The sequence below is a fragment of the Cobetia sp. 14N.309.X.WAT.E.A4 genome (assembly GCF_030397495.1).
Taxonomy (GTDB): Bacteria; Pseudomonadota; Gammaproteobacteria; order Pseudomonadales; family Halomonadaceae; genus Cobetia; species Cobetia marina.
Map to the genome: position 1 here is coordinate 118,008 of NZ_JAPNXT010000001.1, position 16,257 is coordinate 134,264.

A 16,257-nucleotide genomic window follows, 5' to 3' on the forward strand; every position below is an offset into this window, starting at 1 on the left:
AAGTGACTGCTTGCACATGAATCGAATGCAGGTTAGCAAGGAGTGAGGTCAGCGAACGCAGCTGTCTTCGGCGATTTCATGCGTCGGACGCAGACGGCGCGCGACGCTGTCCACGACGATATTGAGTATTGCGGTCAGCAGCAGCAATGCAAAGGCCTGGTCGAACATCAGATACTCGAAGCTCGAATCGATATGGAAGCCCAGCGTTGCCACGCCGAGCATGCCGAGAATCGCCGTCTCGCGAATGATGGTCTCGGCGCGATAGAAGAGTAGTGCGAACATGCCGGGCGCGACTCTCGGGTTGATCTCATACAGCCAGCTTTCCAGTCGTCCGCGGGGCTTGCCGGGCGGCAGCTGGATCTGGTTGGCATGTCGTGCACATAGAAAGGCGATGATGGCGCCATTGTGCAGGGACAGTGCCAGCCAGGCAGGCAGGAGCGAGGGGCCCAGTAGCAGCAGCAGAATGAAGGCCAGCATCAGCTCAGGGGTGGTGCGCAGGAAGATCATCAGCCCTTGAGTGGCCTGTCGGGAGGCGCGATTTCCCACATGTCGGCTGGCCAATGGCCACAGCAGCATGGCGATCAGCAGGCTGCCTGCGGTGCCCAGCAGGCCGAGCAGCAGGGTGTTGCCCAGCGCGGACAGCAGGTGGGGCAGATGGCTCGCCCAATCCAGCAGATCAGCAAGTAGCTGGCCGGACATCAGTGATTCGACGCTGGCATTGACCAGCGGCGCTGGCCAGATGTCGTGGCTGAGGAAGCGCCACAGCAGTGTCGGATTCACGTCCGGCCATGGCCCCAGCCACCAGAGACTGGCGACTCCCAGAAGGGGCAGCAGGCGACGATGCCCCCACCATGGCAGCGTGGCGATCAGGAGGTAGAAGACCCACAGCAGAGCGCCGGCTTCATGGTAGCGCCCTTCGCGGAAAGCACTTTCCAGATAGAAGCCCAACGTCGGCAAGCCGACGAAGCCCAGCAGGACGCTGGCTCGTAGCGCGCACTCGAAACGGTAACGGGTGTAGCTCGCCAATCGCGACCATGCCAGTGGGAGTTCTGCATACACGAAGCACATCAGGCGTGATGTGGCGGCAGGCAGAGCGCGGCGCGGTGCCTGGGGAACCTGTTCCAGTATCTCGGCGTAGACCTTGGCGAAGGTTGCCGCGTAGGGGATGGTGATCGCGGCCAGCGCCGTGATGGCGGACAGGCCGAATACCTGCAGCAGCAGCAGTGCCCAGAACAGCTCATGCACGGCCCGCAGGCCGGCGCAGACAGCGCGCAATGCTCGTGAGCGGGAGTAGAGCAGCGCAAGGGGCAGTCCCAGCAGCGCCCCCAGCAGCGTCCCCCACAGGGCGAACGCCACCGTCAGGATCAAGGCTTGCACTGGTGATTCCAGTGCACTGGGGGTCGGCATCACCAGGCCATTCAGCATGCGGCCAAGTTCCTGCCAGGGCTCCCGGGAGGTAATGGAGAGATCACCGAAGGGGGCCAGTATCAGCATGGCAGCCAGCAGGCCGATACCGAGCCGCAGCAGGTGTGAGCCTTCACTGCGCGCCTGCCACCAGCGTGGCGGCTTGCGCAGTCTGGAGAGCGCGAGGCCGGGATCAGTCGACATCAAGTGGCTCACTGCTGGCGGCAGGGTAGAGGCAGTCGAGGTCCTGCGGCTTCAGGTCGTCGGAATTGGCGTCGAGCAGTACCTTGCCGTTGCCGTTCTCATCCTTGCCCAGACCGATGACACGAGTGAAGTGAGTGAGTGCCAACTCCTTCTGGTGAAGCGCTACCACGCTGGTGGCATGGCGAGAGTGAATCCAGTGGATCAGCTGGCTGGCCTGATGCGGGTCCACGCTCGCCACAGGCTCGTCCCCGAGAAACAGATCATGTCCCTGATAAAGTGCCCTAGCGATGGCCACCCGCTGACGCTGTCCACCGGATAACGCCTCGACCGATCGCTCCATCAGGCCGGCGATGCCCAGAGGTTCACATACGGCGGCGACTGCCTGCCAATGAGCGGGCCTGGGGCGCAGCAGATTGAGCAGGTTGGTCAGCGACGATTGCTGATCCAGCCTGCCCATGAAGATGTTGTGATACACGGAGAGCTGAGGCACCAGTCCTTGACGCTGAGGGCACCAGGCTGCAGGCGTACCCTGCTCGTGCAGGGCGCTGCGCAAGGCTTCCAGCAGCGTGGACTTGCCCGCACCGCTGGCGCCAAGCAGAGCGACGCGCTCGCCATGCTCGAGTTGAACGTCCAGATCGCGTAACACCACCTCGGCGCCATGGCCGAGGTGGTGTCGTGACAGGTGCAGCAGGGGAGAGGGTGTTGCCTGGGTCATGACTCAGCGCAGCAGACCGAGTTGCTCGCCAACCGTCTTGATCGGGGCGTAGTCATCATTGCTGGCCGGGATGAAGCCGGAGCGCGGGAAGCTTTCCAGAAGGTCCGGATCCTTCATGTCCAGCAGCGCCTGAGTGAGGTGCTGCGTGAAGTCCGCACCGTAGTGGCTGTCGGCATCGCCGCGTACTGTCCACTGATAGTCGGGGTAGGCCGGAGTTTCCCATAGTACCTGGACCTTGGCGGGATCGACCTTGCCATCCTTGACGGCGGCTTCCCACACGGCGTAGTTCACGGCGCCCACGTCGTAGGTGCCGGCGGCAACCAGCGCGATGGTGCGTGAGTGATCACCGGAGAAGCCGACGCGCGAGAAGACCTTCTCGGGGGCGTCATCGAACTGTTCGCGCAGGTAGTATTCCGGCATCAGGCGGCCGGAAGTGGAGGTCTTGGCACCGAAGGTGAAGGAGTGGCCTTCCACGGATTCGGGCAGCGTCTCCAGCGGCGTCTGTGCATCGCCGGCCAGCTTGAGATCACGTCGTGCGATGAAATAGCTGCGGAAGGCGGCATCTTCCACACCCTGGGCGATCGCCTGGGAGCCCGGCACCAGCTGGCGGGCCTGGACACCGGTGAGGCCGCCGAACCATGCCATCTGGATCTGATCATTGCGGAAGGCACTGACCGCGGCGCTGTAGGACTTGACCGGCACGTACTCGACATCCACCCCGAGCTTCTCTTCCAGGTAGTCGGCGACCTTGTCAAAGCGCTCCACCAGACGCGACTCATCTTCATCGGGAATGGCAGTGAACTTGAAGGTCTCGGCTTGCGCCAGACTGATGCTGAAAGGCAGGGCAGAGAACAGGGTCAGAGCAGCAGTGGCCAACCAGCGCATGGGGGCTTCCTCGGCATTCACGACATGGGAGATCATGCAGCCAGCGGCCGCATGCAGGTTCATGGCGCGTATTGTTGTGCCTTGGCGGCATCGGTGCAAGTCCACCGCTGCTTGAACCGTCAGGATTCCGGCGGAAAACGGGTGTCCTTGAGGCTATCCTTGATCTTCTTGAGGTGATGCTGGAAGTCCACGCCACGCCTGAGCGTCACGCCGGTCGCCAGCACATCGATCAGAGCCAGATGGATCATGCGCGAAGTCATCGGCATGTAGATGTCGGTGTCCTCCGGTGCCATGACTTCCAGCACCTCGGTACACTCGCGCGCCAGCGGAGAGTCCGGCGCGGTGATGCCGAGCACGGCGGCACCGTTGCCGCGCGCCAGCCTGGCGATATCGACCAGTTCCCGCGTGCGGCCGGTATAGGAGATGATCACGATCACGTCACCGGTATGGCAGGCGGCCGCGACCATGCGCTGCATCAGCACGTCTTCATAGGCCATCACGGGCAGATTGAAACGGAAGAACTTGTGCTGGGCATCTGCCGCCACCGGCCCGGAAGCCCCCAGGCCGAAGAAGCAGATCTGCTTGGCCTGGCTCAGATAATCCACCGCACGTTCGATGCGCTTGGCATCAAGGGCGCGGCGCGCATCATCGAGAGCGGCAACCGTGGCGCCAAGTATCTTGTCGCCATAGGATTCGGCGTCATCATTCTGCTCGACGCTGCGCGAGACATAGGGCGTGCCACCGGCCAGACTCTGGGCCAGCTTGATCTTGAAGTCCGGGAAGCCCTTGGCGTCGAAATTGCGACAGAAACGGTTGACGGTCGGCTCGCTGACCAGGGAGGCCTGAGCGAGTGCCGCGATGCTCATTCCCGTGGCGGCCGACGGATCTGTCAGAATGACGTCAGCGACCTTGCGCTCTGAACGATTGAGGTCGTCGAGACGTTCGCGGATGCGGTTGATGAGGTCGTGTACTGCCATTCGCCGATTACCTTGCCATTGTGTAGTGAAATAACTACGTAATCTGGGCATCCTAGCCTCACTCGTCTGGCAGGCCAAGCATCCCTTTGCCTCGGACGATGCTCCAAGCTCAGTGAAACGTCCGCTGGCTACCACTTTTAGGTAAGTTTACCTACTTGTTGGGCGATTTGTCTTGAGAGAGCGCGACGTTATCGCTACATTTGTTGTTAATATAACCAGCCATGTATCGCCACAGCCGTCCCGGTGTCCCACATGCCTCTTGAAATCCTGCGTGCTGCGCCCCTCGCGTCGCGCCATCGGAGATTCAGGGAGGGCATCACCGTATCGGCCAGCCAGGCATGCAGGGCAGTTTCGACGGGAGAAATCGGCTGCATGAGTTCCGACACCATTCCGGGCGTGGATATTGCCCTGTTCGGCGCCTTGGGCGACCTCGCCAAGCGCAAGCTGTATCCAGCCCTCTACCACCTTGATCGCGATGGTCTGCTCGACAAGGCAACTCGCCTGATCGGCCTGGCGCGTCAGGACGTCAGCCTCGAATCCTTCAAGGAAACCGTGCAGGCCTCGCTCAAGGAGCGCGTCAAGCCGGAGCATTTCGAGAAGGCTGCCATCGAGCGCTTCCTCGCCCGTATCAGCTACGCCGCGCTGGATTTCAGCACGGTGGAAGGTTACTCGGCCATCGCCGACTGGCGGGTTGACGCCAAGGGCAAGCCTTCGCCGCGCCCGCTGATGATCTACCTCTCCGTGCCGTCACGCATCTATGGTGACATCAGCAACAACCTGCAGGCCGCCGGTTGTCTGGATGAGAACTCGCGTGTCGTGGTCGAGAAGCCGATCGGCTCCGACCTGGAAAGCTCCGGTGTCATCAACGATGCCATCGGCGCGGTATTCCACGAGTCGCAGATCTATCGCATCGATCACTATCTGGGCAAGGAAACCGTTCAGAACCTGATTGCACTGCGCTTCGCCAACCCGATGTTCGGCAATCAGTGGAACCAGAACCACATCTCCCACGTCGAGATCACCGTGGCCGAGAAGGTCGGTATCGAGGGACGCTGGGGCTACTTCGATCAGGCGGGTCAGCTGCGTGACATGGTGCAGAATCACCTGCTGCAGCTGCTGTGCCTGATCGCGATGGACCCGCCGTCCAATCTGGACGCCGATGCCATTCGCGATGAAAAGGTCAAGGTGCTCAAGGCCTTGCGCCCAATCACCGGTGAGCGTCTGAACACTGATCTGGTACGTGGTCAGTACATCGCGGGTGCCGTCGATGGTCAGCACGTGCCGGGGTATCTGGAAGAAGAGGGCGCCAATACCGAGTCCTCCACCGAGACCTTCGTGGCTTTCAAGACCGAAGTGTCCAACTGGCGCTGGGCAGGCGTGCCGTTCTACCTGCGTACCGGCAAGCGCATGCCCGAGAAGCTGTCACAGATCGTGATCCACTTCCGTCAGCAGCCGCACTACATCTTCGATCCGGACCAGCGCTCGCTGGCGGCCAACAAGCTGATCATTCGTCTCCAGCCCTCCGAAGGCATCTCGCTGCAGGTGCTGACCAAGGACTCCGGTCTCGACAAGGGTATGCGCCTGCGTCCGGGTCCGCTGGATCTCGACTTCAACAGCGCCTTCCCCAAGCGCCGGATTCCGGAAGCTTACGAACGTCTGCTGCTCGAGGTCATCAAGGGTCAGCAGTATCTGTTCGTGCGTCGTGACGAGATCGAACACGCCTGGCGCTGGGTCGATACCCTCATCGATGGCTGGGAATCGCGCGCTGCCACGCCGCGTCGTTATCCGGCGGGCTCCTGGGGGCCGGTCTCCTCCATCGCGATGATCACGCGTGATGGTCGCAGCTGGTATGAGGAGTATTGAGATGGCTGTCGACATGACACAGAACGCCACCCAGGATCCGCGCCAGCAGACTGCCGAGTCGCTGGCCGAGTATCTCGCGGCAGCACTGACCGCTGACCTGGCGGCGTCGCCTGAGGCTCGCGCACTGCTGGTGGTCTCCGGGGGCTCGACGCCCAAGCCGTTGTTCGCCGCATTGCGTGACAAGCCGCTGGACTGGTCGCGTGTGGACATCACCCTCGCGGATGAGCGTTGGGTGAGTGAAGACGCCGACGACAGCAATGCCCGCTTCGTGCGTGAGCATCTGTTGAAGGGCGCAGCCGCTGCCGCGACCTTCCATCCGCTGACCAACGCCGAAGCAGAGCCAGAGGCGGGTTGCGAGGAAGTGAGTGCTCGCATCGCGGCACTCTCCTGGCCGGCCTCCGCGGTGATTCTCGGCATGGGGGGCGATGGTCACACGGCTTCGCTGTTCCCGGATGGGGATCGCCTGCAGGAAGCGCTGACCAGCCGTGATTGCTGTGTGCCGATGCGTGCCCCCAGCGTCCCGCAGGCGCGCATCACCCTGAGCCTCGAGCGTTTGCGCCAGACGCGCCGTACCGTGCTGCATCTGACGGGCACCGACAAGCAGGCCGTGCTGTCACGTGCACTGGGCGATGTCGAGGCCGTCAGCGAGTTGCCGATCCGCGCCTTCCTGTCCGCGCCCCTGGCGCTGTACTGGGCCCCCTGATCCTATCGGCCACGGCGCTATCAACCACATCAGCGCCGTGGCGTACTAGACAACATCAGCGCTGCGGCGCAAGGAGAACGCCATGAGCTTCGAAAAACAACTTCCCTCGACGCGCACGACCGAGATCGACAGCATCTGCCAGAAGGCCTCCGTGCTGCCGGTGATCGCCGTCGAGCGCATCGAGGACGCCGTGCCGCTGGGCAAGGCGCTCTATGAAGGCGGCTTGACCGTTCTCGAGGTCACCCTGCGGACTGACTGCGCTCTCGAGGCGATTCGCCGCATGCGTGAAGCGCTGCCCAATGCCAGCATCGGTGCCGGCACCGTGCTCACGCCGGAACAGTATCGCAAGGTGGAAGAGCTGGGCGTCGATTTCGTCGTCACGCCGGGTACCACCGAAGCGCTCTATCAGTATGGCGTGACCAGTAGCGTGCCGATGCTGCCGGGCGTCGCGACCGTGTCCGAATTGATGACCGGCTGGCAGTACGGCTACCGCCGCTTCAAGTTCTTCCCGGCCGAGGCCGCGGGTGGCGTGAATGCCATCAAGTCCTTCGGTGGCCCGATCAGCGAAGCACGCTTCTGCCCGACCGGCGGCATCACGCTCAACAATGCCGGTGACTATCTGGCACTCAAGAACGTGATGTGTGTCGGTGGTAGCTGGGTGGCGCCGCAGAAATTGATCGATGCAGGCGACTGGGATGGCATTCGTGAGCTGGCGCGCGAAGCGTCCGAGCGTTTCCACCACTGATTTTCGCCAGGTCAGCGGGTTGCCATACGGCAATCGGTGGCCTGACGCGCAAGACCGAACATTGCTGCTCTCTCTCGACAGCTTGGCTGTTGCTTGTGACCCGTCTCTCGCGAGGCGGGTCTTTTTTTGGCCGAATGCCAGAGAATGACGTCGAGGCGGGCCAGCAGTCACAGGTCTGAGGCTATGGCTAAGGAGGGGGCGGGGATCCAGCGCTAAGCGCTCAGGGCTGTTGACTGCTCAGGTGAGTGTGGAGTTGCTCGAGCAAAGGCAGGTCATCGGTCAGTGACAGCCCGTGACGGAGGGCAGCGTGTCGCAACGGGCCAAGGATGGCCTCCACTTCCGTGGTGCGACCTGCCAGCACATCCTGAAGCATCGAGGCACGGTTTTTCGCCGTGGCACGGATGACCTGGTCGACCAGGGCCTGCCAGCCATTCGGTGGCGGGGCGATACCCTCGGCTTCCAGCACCCGAGTGATCTCGTCGACGGCCTGGCGCACCATCAGGGAAAAGGGGCGATCACGCAGCTGTCCATTGCGAATCCGAAAGCGTGCCACGAGTGGATTGATGGCGGCATTGATCGCCAGCTTGTGCCATAGGCGAGTGCCGATGTCGGCACTGACATGACACTCACGGCCAGCCGCCTGCAGCCAGGCAACCTGCCTTTCTGCGGCCGCCATGGCAGAGGAGGAGGATGTCGGGTCGGCCTGCGATGACCAGGTGCCCAGCCAGGTCTGGCCATGGCCGGCGTGTTGCACGGCCAGGCGTTCTGGGAGAGTGTGCGTGGCAAGCGCGGTCGATTCCGGAATCCAGGCACCCTCGGTAGTACTGGCGCACAGCAGTTGAGGGTGCTGCTCTGCCAACCAGGGTTGTGCACTCAGTCCGTTTTGCCAACAGGTAACTGGTGTCCGTGAGTCTATCAGCGGCGCGACGTGTGCCCAGGCAGACTCGATGGTATGTGACTTGGTGGTCAGCCAGATCGCGGTAGGTGGCGGGTATGGCAAGGTTATCAGCTGGTCAATCGAGGTATAAGTTATCTCTGGGCTAACAGCTTGGCCTTCTGGTGAGGTCATGTCGATCGTCACCATCTCGCTTACGGATGCCCGGCGACCCACCAACAGAAGGTTTGGCAATGTGCTCCTTCCCTGCGTTGCCATTTCGCGCTGGCGGGCGTGAGCGAGCGTGGCCGCCAGCAATCGACCGATGGCCCCGGGGCCGACGATCCACAGCCAATCGCCTGCAGCGGCAGGACGCTGGGAAAGTGAATCGAAAGCCGTCGAGAGTGTGTGATTGTCGTCAGCCGGCGTGGAAGTCGTCATGCGTGATTTCTCATCATGAGTGAGCGGGCACAGAGGCGAAGTGGCTCATTGGCTGGGGGATTTGCGGCGGGAGCCGGCCGGCTTGCGAGTGCCGCTAGAGCGTCGGGTGCTGCCGGAGCCGGCTTCCTTGCTTGTGCCGGTCTTGCTCGTACTGGTCTTGCTCGTGCCGGTCTTGCTGCGTCGAGAGATTCCGCTCTTGCGCCGCGCACCATTGCCCTTGCGTGCCCCGGAATTCTTGCGCGGTGTCGCGCCACCCACACTGGCCAGTGCAGCGCTCAGGCGGCTGGCCGAGCTGTCAGCCAGCAGGGCACGCAGGTCATCGACCAGTTCGCTCAGAAAAGGCGCTGCCGGATCGCCCTGCTCGTGAATCATGCTCAGGCGCTGCTCCCACAGGGCGGTACGTTCGGGGCGGGAGACGGCGTCCGGCAGCGCATGGATCAGGGCGCGACCGATACGCGTGGAGCGCATGGCCTGGCCATCGCGCACCAGGTAGCCGCGATTGATCAGTGTCTCCAGCATGCCCGCACGTGTCGCCTCGGTGCCCAGGCCATCCACATCACGTAACGTCCGGCGTACCGCGTCATCTTCCACGTAGCGGGCGATGTTCATCATCGCCTGTATAAGACTGGCATCATTGAAGGGCTCCGGCGGGCGGGTCTCCTTCTCCTCGATACCGCAGTCGAGCACGCAGGCCGGCTCGCCTTCCTGCAAGGCGGGCAGAGGAGGCGGGGTCTTGTCGTCTGCCGGGGCCTTGTCGTCGGATGCCTGTGCCGCGCGCTGGAACAGCACCTTCCAGCCTTCGTCGATGACGCTGCGGCCACTGGCGCGGAAGGGCTCCTTGGAGAAACGCAGTTCGACCTTGACCTCACGATAGCGGTAGGCCGGATAGAACTGGGCCAGCACGTTGCGGGTGATCATGCGGTAGAGGTTGGCTTCGTCACGCGACAGGCGTGCGTAGTCCGGCTCGCGCCCTGTCGGTGCCAGGGCATGGTGGGCGCTGACCTTGGCGTCATTGAAGGCCCGTGAGCGCAGGCTGAAATCCGCGCCGCCACTGAAACGCTCAAGCTCTTCATCGCCACTGCAGGCACTGATCATCAGATTGGCCATGCCGGCATGATGCTCGCGGGGCAGGTAGCGGCAATCGGAGCGCGGGTAGGTGATCAGCTGATGTCGCTCGTAGAGGGCCTGGCAGGTGTCGAGCACCTTCTGGGCCGGCAGGCGATAGCGGCGAGCGGCATCGACCTGAAGCGCCGAGAGCGAGTAGGGCAGCGGCGCGGGCTGGGACTTGTCGCTGGCCTCGACGCTCTCGACGTGACCATCGCCCGGGGTCTTCAGTGTCGCCAGGTGGCGGGCGAGGCGCTCGGCGGGGCGGCTGTCCAGCAGGCGGCCCTTGTCATCCAGTGGCAGTTGAGTGCCCTTGGCCGCGAGTCGTTGCAGCCACGGGGAACTGGGGGCATGCCACCAGGCCTTGAAGCTGCCGGTCGCCACGCCGGCCTCGATCCACAACGGGAAGAAGGCACGCGGCTCGAAGGCCTCGATCTCCTCGTCGCGACGCACCACCAGCCCCAGCAGCGGTGTCTGCACGCGCCCCACCGACAACACGCCATCATGGCCGGCCTGACGGCCCGTCAATGTCCAGGCACGTGTCAGATTCATGCCATACAGCCAGTCGGCGCGCTGGCGGGCCAGCGCGGCTTCGTACAGGGGTTGCCAGCGCTGATTGTCATCCAGCTTGTCGAGGGCACGCGTGACGGCGGGGCGGTTCATGTCGCTGATCAACAGGCGTTTGACCGGCCCACGCCAGCGCATGTGCTCGAGCACTTCCTGCACCAGCAACTGGCCTTCGCGATCCGGGTCGCCGGCATGTATCACCTCGTCAGCCAGCTTGAGCTGTTCTCGAATGGTCTTGAGCTGGCCGCGTGCCTGACTGCGTGGCTTGAGTTTCCACTGTGCTGGAATGATCGGCAGGTGATCCAGTGACCAACGCTTGAAGCGCTCGTCATAGTCGTCCGGCGGCGCCTGTTCGAGCAGGTGGCCGATACACCAGGTGACGCGAGTGTCTCCGGCATCGATATAGCCGTCGCGCTTGCTGCTGCGCCCGGGCAGGGCCTCGGCGATGGCGCGGGCGAGGCTGGGCTTTTCGGCGATGATCAGGCGCATCGGTCATCCTGGCGGTCAGTGGCACGTTGCATGGTGATCCATACAGTATGCCGCTGGCACGGCGCGGGGATCAATCGTCGTCGAGGGCACGGCGTGCCTGGACGAGCGCACGATACCAGTCGCGGTTGGCGGTCTGGATCAGCGGCGGGCGGTTGGAGAGGTAGCTGATCGGGTGGTGATCCGCCGGCTGGTAGTTGCTGAGCATGTTGAGCGTCGCTTCCCGCGCCCCGAAGGTGTCGCGCAGGAAGTCGATCGCCAGCGGTTCCAGTTCGACGCGATAGTGACGCACCAGCGCGATGGCCAGCGATTCGGCGGTACGTGACAGGTCGTCGTCGATCTCGCGCACCATGGCACTGCCGAGGGCCGCCTTGGCGGCGGCGGACTGGTTGGGCTCCAGCTGGCCGAAGTAGGCGGCATTCGAGCCATTGATGGCGCGCTGGACGGCCGGGCGTGAGAGGTGGATGTGCGGTTCGAGCGCCAGGGCGATCTCGATCGCCATGGCCTTTGCCTTGTCGACGCCGACGCGCAGGATCGTCTCGCGGGCCTGAGAGGCGATCTCGCTGTCGACGCGCTTGATGTGGCTCTTGCTGAGGTGATCCGCCAGGTGCTTGCAGACCTCCGCCTTGGCCTCGTCATCCAGCGCGATGGTCTTTTCCTGGATGCGCAGACCGCGCCGCCCCGGCCCGACACGCAGGCGCGTGGCATCGTCGGACATCTGCGAGGAGATATTCTCCCAGCGCTTGGACATCTTGAGGAAGACGGCGTGGCTGCGACCGACCTGCTCATAGGCACTGGTGACCGTCTTGTAGAGGCGAATGGCGTTGGTGAGGATGTCGGCGCGCGTCCGCAGGGCGCTGCGATGTTCACGGTCGCCCTCGTTGACGGCGATCGCCAGGTGCGTCACCTGCTCGGCGAGCGCGTCCATGGCCTGGGTGGAGCGTTCCAGCAGTACCTCGGCCCTGAGCCCGGAGGCGGCATCTTCCACCAGAGTGCCGGACTGCTCCGCCAGATAGACCGTCAGGGCCTTGAGGCGTGAAAGCCCCGTCGCCTGGCGGATGCGGTAGCGGGAACGGGCGTGCTCGAGATTGTCCAGCGTGCGAGCCAGCTTCCAGCGTCCACGATATTCGAAGGTCAGCAGCGGGATCTTGCGTCCGCTGATCAATTCGAAGGCCAGGATCAGCATCTCCTCCACGTCCTGCATCGTCATCAGCAGGTCGTTGTCCTGCTCGATGGCGGCCAGCACACGCTCGATGAAGTTCTCGTCACGAGGCACGCCCTTGTGCAGATCCGGGGCTCGGCCCTCGAAGCGCTCACGCAGCAGGCCGATGGCCTCGGGCGCCAGCTCCGCCAGCTCATTGAACTGGGGCTCGAGCCATTCGCGGTTCAGGGTGTTCATGTCGCGGATACGGGCGTGCAGACCGATGCGACGATAGACGTCGATCTGACTGATGATGCGGGCGGCGTCACGATCATCCAGCAGCTCCAGCGCCGCCAGTTCCACGCCTTCCGGTGCGAGATCCTGCTTGCGCAGCAGCATGGCAGCGGCTTCGCGGCGACGGGCATCGCCTTCCAGGCTCTCGACGATCAGGTTGCGCGTGGCGAGGATCAGCTCAGGCACGGTATCGATGACGCGCTCGATCTTGGCCTCGGTGCGGTCATAGCGGCGAGAACTGGTCAGGTTGTGGGCGATGTTGGCCACGATCCCCGCGACACCGGTGATGACGGTGTAGGAGATGAAGAAGATGTAGTTCTCGAAGGTGGGTTCCTTGCCATACCCGAGCAGATAGCCCCCCCAGGCACCGATCAGCGTCACCGGGCCGGCCGTCCACAGGATCTGCATCAGGCTCACTGACCATGGCACGCGCTCGACGGCCTGGGTGATGCGGCGAATCTCGTCCCGGCCTTCACGCTCAAGACGCACCTGGGGTGCATCATTGGCAGGGTTGGCGCGGGGACGAAAGAGACTCGGCAGCAACAAGACAGACTTCCTTCAATCAATGGGGCACGTCCGCGAGACGCGGCATAGGCTTGCGGGGCAGGCAGGGGCAGCGCAAGGGATCGCTGGCGAAAGGCGCTGCTAACAGTAGCACTGGCGACCCATTTCGCTCCAGTGAGCGGCACGCCGTCACGCGCCTGACCATGCTAGAATTTCGCCGCGGCTGACAGCCAGGCGTAGGCCGCCAGTTCATCAGTTCAGATGCTGCAGAGACATCGAATCGCTCAGGAGGTCGTGTGGAACAAGTCGCAGTAACGGGGGCGCCAGCAGGGGAAGGGGCGCGCGCCGGGGATGTCGTGCTGCTGGACGGCGGCATGGGGCAGGAGCTGGTGCGTCGCAGCGGTCGTGAGCCGACACCGCTGTGGTCCTCCCAGGTCATGCTGGATCAGCCCGAGCTGGTGCGTGATCTGCATCTGGATTTCATTCGTGCCGGCTCCCGGGTCATCACGCTCAATACCTATACGGCCACGCCCCAACGCCTGACGCTGGCGGGAGTCGGCGAGACCATCGGCGCCGTGCATGCGGCCGCTGGCAAGGCGGCGCGGGATGCCATCGCCCTGAGTGGCGAGACGGATATCCGCGTGGCCGGTTGTCTGCCGCCACTGGTCGCGACCTATCGGCCCGATGTCGCACCGGATCAGGAAGAATCGCTGGCCAGTTATCGCACCCTGGTGGCGCTGCAGGCGCCCTTGGTCGATGTGCTGCTCTGCGAAGCGCTGTCCTCGCATGACGAGGCGCAGGCCGCCGCCACTGCAGCGCTGGAAAGTGGCCTGCCGGTGTGGGTCTCGTTGACCGTGAAGGACAATCTGAATGCGACCCTGCGCAGCGGTGAGCCGTTGGCGGACACCGTCGCCATGCTGGAAGCGCTCGGCGTGGATGCCATTCTGATCAACTGCAGTGCGCCGGAGGCCATTCAGGGCAGCCTTGACACGCTGCTTGGCAGTTCGCTGCCGGCGGGCGCCTATGCCAACGGCTTCACGTCGATCGCGGCGCTCAAGCCCGGCGGTACCGTCAAGGACCTCAAGGCGCGCGAGGATCTCGGGCCCGAGCAGTATGCTGCCCATGCGCTGGGCTGGGTGCAGCGGGGACTGCGTATCGTCGGCGGCTGCTGCGAGGTCGGCCCGGCGCACATCGCGTGCCTGTCCGAGCAGCTCAAGGCGGCCGGTCATCGCTGTGTCTCCCGACTGGGGGAGTGAACGATGAGGCGTGAGGCATCATCGTGATAGACTCCGCCTCCTGCTTCGCAGGCCCCGTCGGGCGCCATGTCCGCGGGGCCGTGAAACGTTTTTTCTAGGGAGATGCCATGCTTGCCGAGTGGGTCGAACGGCTCTTGAGTTACGCCAGTGGGGCACTTGATGCCATCCGCTCTGATGAATCCTTTCCTGCCTTCATGCAGTGGGCGCATTCGGAGGGGGTGAATTACAGCGGTGGTGATGAGGCGCTGGCGGTAGCACTGGCACCGGTGCTGTGGAGCCAGACGCCGCTGGTACGCCTCGATTTCGCCTGCGAGCCGCTGGCACCGCCCGGTCGCAACGAGCCCTGCTGGTGCGATTCCGGCCGCAAGTACAAGCAGTGCTGTGACAAGGTCCAGTTGCCGCCGATACCGGAGCACCTGATGTGGATGCTGTCGCTGCGCGAGTTCAAGGGCGAGCAGCTCAAGGCCGCATTGGCTTCGCGGCTCGCGCCGGCTCAGGCGCTGCTGGAGGCGGGACTGATCAGTGCCGAGGCCGGTAGCCGCGGGCGTGCCCAGCAGATCATGGAAGCGTTGTTTGACACCAGTGACTGGTCGCGCCTTCCGGAGCAGGCCGAGCCTGGCTTCGAGCTGCTGCTGGATCTCTATCAGGAGCGCGGCTTCACCCGCAAGAAGGCCCTGTTGCTGGATGAGGTGCTGGAGCGTGGTCCCGCCTTCCTGCGCGGTGTGGCACTGGAGCATCAGTGCCTGCTGCATCTGGACAGTGATGACCTCGGCTCGGCGCGAGCCGCCTTCGTCCGCGCGCAGCAGACCCTGCCGGACTCGCCGACGCTGGCCTACATCGAAGCCATGCTGCTGCTGCATGAAGGGCAGCCGGAAGAGGCGCAGGAGCGTGCGCGCTTCTGGTGGCGGCGTCTCTCCAAGCAGAAGGATATCGAACCGGGGCAGCTGGAGTTCCTGGCTGACCTGGCCGAGAACCCGCGTGCGACGCTCGCCGAGCAGATGGTCAATTCCGACGAGTCACTCTCGGATTCACTGGCCTCGCTGCAGGCGTTGTTCGAGGTGATCGAGCACCCGTCGCGTCTGGCGCTGGAGACTCAGGACGACGGCAGTCTGCTGTTTCGTCAGAATGCCGAGCAGGCGGTGACACTGGGACTCTGGGAAGCGGTATTCCCGGCGCGGATTGAGGAAGAGGCAGCGCTGGCGCTGGATGTCGACCCGTGGGAAACCCAGGACCCCAACGAGTGGTTGCAACAGCTGTGTGCCAGTCCCGAATGGCTGGATGTTCCTGCGGTCTGTCAGGGATTGATCCTGGCGCTGGCCAGTCGTTTCGGCAGTCTGCCGTGGATGTCGGACACCTTCTTCGTGCCGTTGGCGCGTCGTTTCGAGCGCTGGCTCGACCAGATCGAACAGGCCGGCGGCCTGCTGCGCTGGGAGGATGGTGACAACGCCCAGTTGCTGCGTTGTGGGCTGGGACTGGTGATCGGCATGGAGCGCGGTGAGCGCGAGCGCTCACGTCAGCTGGCGGAGCGCCTGCTCAAGCTGGACGAGGAAGACAGTCTCGGTCTGCGCGAGCTGGTGCTGGATCAGCTGCTGCGCGAAGGCCGCGATGATGAGGCTGTCACCCTGGCGGAGCACGATATCTCACGCCGTGCTCTCGAGGATGAAATGCCGTTGCTGGGTATTCTGATGGGGCATGTGCTGGCACTCTATCGTCTGGGACGTCAGGCGGATGCCGAAGAGGCACTGGTGATCGTGCGCGAAGCCAACTCCCATCTGATCAGCCTGCTGGTGGCGGAGCACCCGCGGCCGGTGAGTCTGGCGGTGGAAGCGCCGGAGCCCGGCACGCGAGGCGAGGCCTGGCAGTATCGCACCCTGATGCGCGATCAGTGGAAGCGCAGCGAAGGCGCGCTTGCCTGGTTGGCCAAGCACCGCTGAGCCGGTGTCAAGGGTCGCTCATGCTGCCTGACGAGTGATCGCAAGCGCTCACATGACAAGGCCTCGTGTGGCAAGGTCCCGTATGACGAGGCCCGAAGGAAAAACCCCCGCAGTGCTTAGGCACTGCGGGGGTTTTTTGTGCCTCGCCTCGTATCGTGAG

Annotated in this window: 12 protein-coding genes; 5 read left to right on the top strand and 7 right to left on the bottom strand. The window is 63.8% G+C overall.

Annotation, left to right across the window (positions count from 1 at the left end):
• Positions 1-48: 48 nt before the first annotated feature.
• The 4 genes from OW493_RS00540 to OW493_RS00555 all read right to left on the bottom strand — a co-directional run bounded on the left by OW493_RS00540 (position 49) and on the right by OW493_RS00555 (position 4,185).
• Positions 49-1,608 (bottom strand): ABC transporter permease, encoded by a 1,560-nt coding sequence (locus tag OW493_RS00540; RefSeq protein ID WP_289862792.1) that lies wholly within the window; start codon positions 1,606-1,608, stop codon positions 49-51.
• Entirely contained in the window at positions 1,598-2,323 is a 726-nt protein-coding gene (locus OW493_RS00545) for an ATP-binding cassette domain-containing protein (protein ID WP_289862793.1), read from the bottom strand. The genes OW493_RS00540 and OW493_RS00545 overlap by 11 nt, the downstream gene beginning before the upstream one ends.
• Positions 2,324-2,326: 3 nt before the next feature.
• Positions 2,327-3,208: a putative selenate ABC transporter substrate-binding protein gene (locus OW493_RS00550; RefSeq protein ID WP_084209792.1), complete on the bottom strand. Its 882-nt coding sequence runs from the start codon at positions 3,206-3,208 to the stop codon at positions 2,327-2,329.
• A 119-nt stretch (positions 3,209-3,327) separates the two neighbouring features.
• Positions 3,328-4,185 carry a MurR/RpiR family transcriptional regulator gene (locus OW493_RS00555; protein ID WP_077371737.1) on the bottom strand — a complete coding sequence of 286 codons (858 nt, stop codon included), beginning with the start codon at positions 4,183-4,185 and terminating at the stop codon, positions 3,328-3,330.
• Positions 4,186-4,557: 372 nt separating this feature from the next.
• Between OW493_RS00555 and zwf the strand changes: the two genes are divergently transcribed.
• From zwf to OW493_RS00570, 3 genes are all read left to right on the top strand, one after another.
• Positions 4,558-6,048, top strand: coding sequence for a glucose-6-phosphate dehydrogenase (gene zwf, locus OW493_RS00560; RefSeq protein WP_077371740.1), 1,491 nt, complete (start codon positions 4,558-4,560; stop codon positions 6,046-6,048).
• A 1-nt stretch (position 6,049) separates the two neighbouring features.
• Positions 6,050-6,751 (top strand): 6-phosphogluconolactonase, encoded by a 702-nt coding sequence (pgl, locus tag OW493_RS00565; RefSeq protein WP_289862798.1) that lies wholly within the window; start codon positions 6,050-6,052, stop codon positions 6,749-6,751.
• Between the two features lie 82 nt (positions 6,752-6,833).
• On the top strand, positions 6,834-7,496 hold the full coding sequence (locus OW493_RS00570) for a bifunctional 4-hydroxy-2-oxoglutarate aldolase/2-dehydro-3-deoxy-phosphogluconate aldolase (RefSeq protein ID WP_077371743.1): 663 nt from the start codon (positions 6,834-6,836) through the stop codon (positions 7,494-7,496).
• Between the two features lie 220 nt (positions 7,497-7,716).
• Here the strand turns inward: OW493_RS00570 and OW493_RS00575 are convergent, their stop codons facing one another.
• The 3 genes from OW493_RS00575 to OW493_RS00585 all read right to left on the bottom strand — a co-directional run bounded on the left by OW493_RS00575 (position 7,717) and on the right by OW493_RS00585 (position 12,949).
• Positions 7,717-8,811 (bottom strand): 2-dehydropantoate 2-reductase, encoded by a 1,095-nt coding sequence (locus OW493_RS00575; protein WP_289862799.1) that lies wholly within the window; start codon positions 8,809-8,811, stop codon positions 7,717-7,719.
• A 45-nt stretch (positions 8,812-8,856) separates the two neighbouring features.
• On the bottom strand, positions 8,857-10,971 hold the full coding sequence (locus OW493_RS00580) for a DNA topoisomerase III (protein ID WP_289862800.1): 2,115 nt from the start codon (positions 10,969-10,971) through the stop codon (positions 8,857-8,859).
• A gap of 70 nt (positions 10,972-11,041) precedes the next feature.
• On the bottom strand, positions 11,042-12,949 hold the full coding sequence (locus OW493_RS00585; RefSeq protein WP_077371752.1) for a hypothetical protein: 1,908 nt from the start codon (positions 12,947-12,949) through the stop codon (positions 11,042-11,044).
• Positions 12,950-13,203: 254 nt separating this feature from the next.
• Between OW493_RS00585 and OW493_RS00590 the strand changes: the two genes are divergently transcribed.
• Complete coding sequence (locus tag OW493_RS00590; RefSeq protein ID WP_289862801.1) at positions 13,204-14,163, top strand: homocysteine S-methyltransferase family protein; 960 nt, start codon at positions 13,204-13,206, stop codon at positions 14,161-14,163.
• A 107-nt stretch (positions 14,164-14,270) separates the two neighbouring features.
• On the top strand, positions 14,271-16,097 hold the full coding sequence (locus OW493_RS00595; RefSeq protein WP_077371759.1) for an SEC-C domain-containing protein: 1,827 nt from the start codon (positions 14,271-14,273) through the stop codon (positions 16,095-16,097).
• The last annotated feature ends 160 nt before the right edge of the window (positions 16,098-16,257 follow it).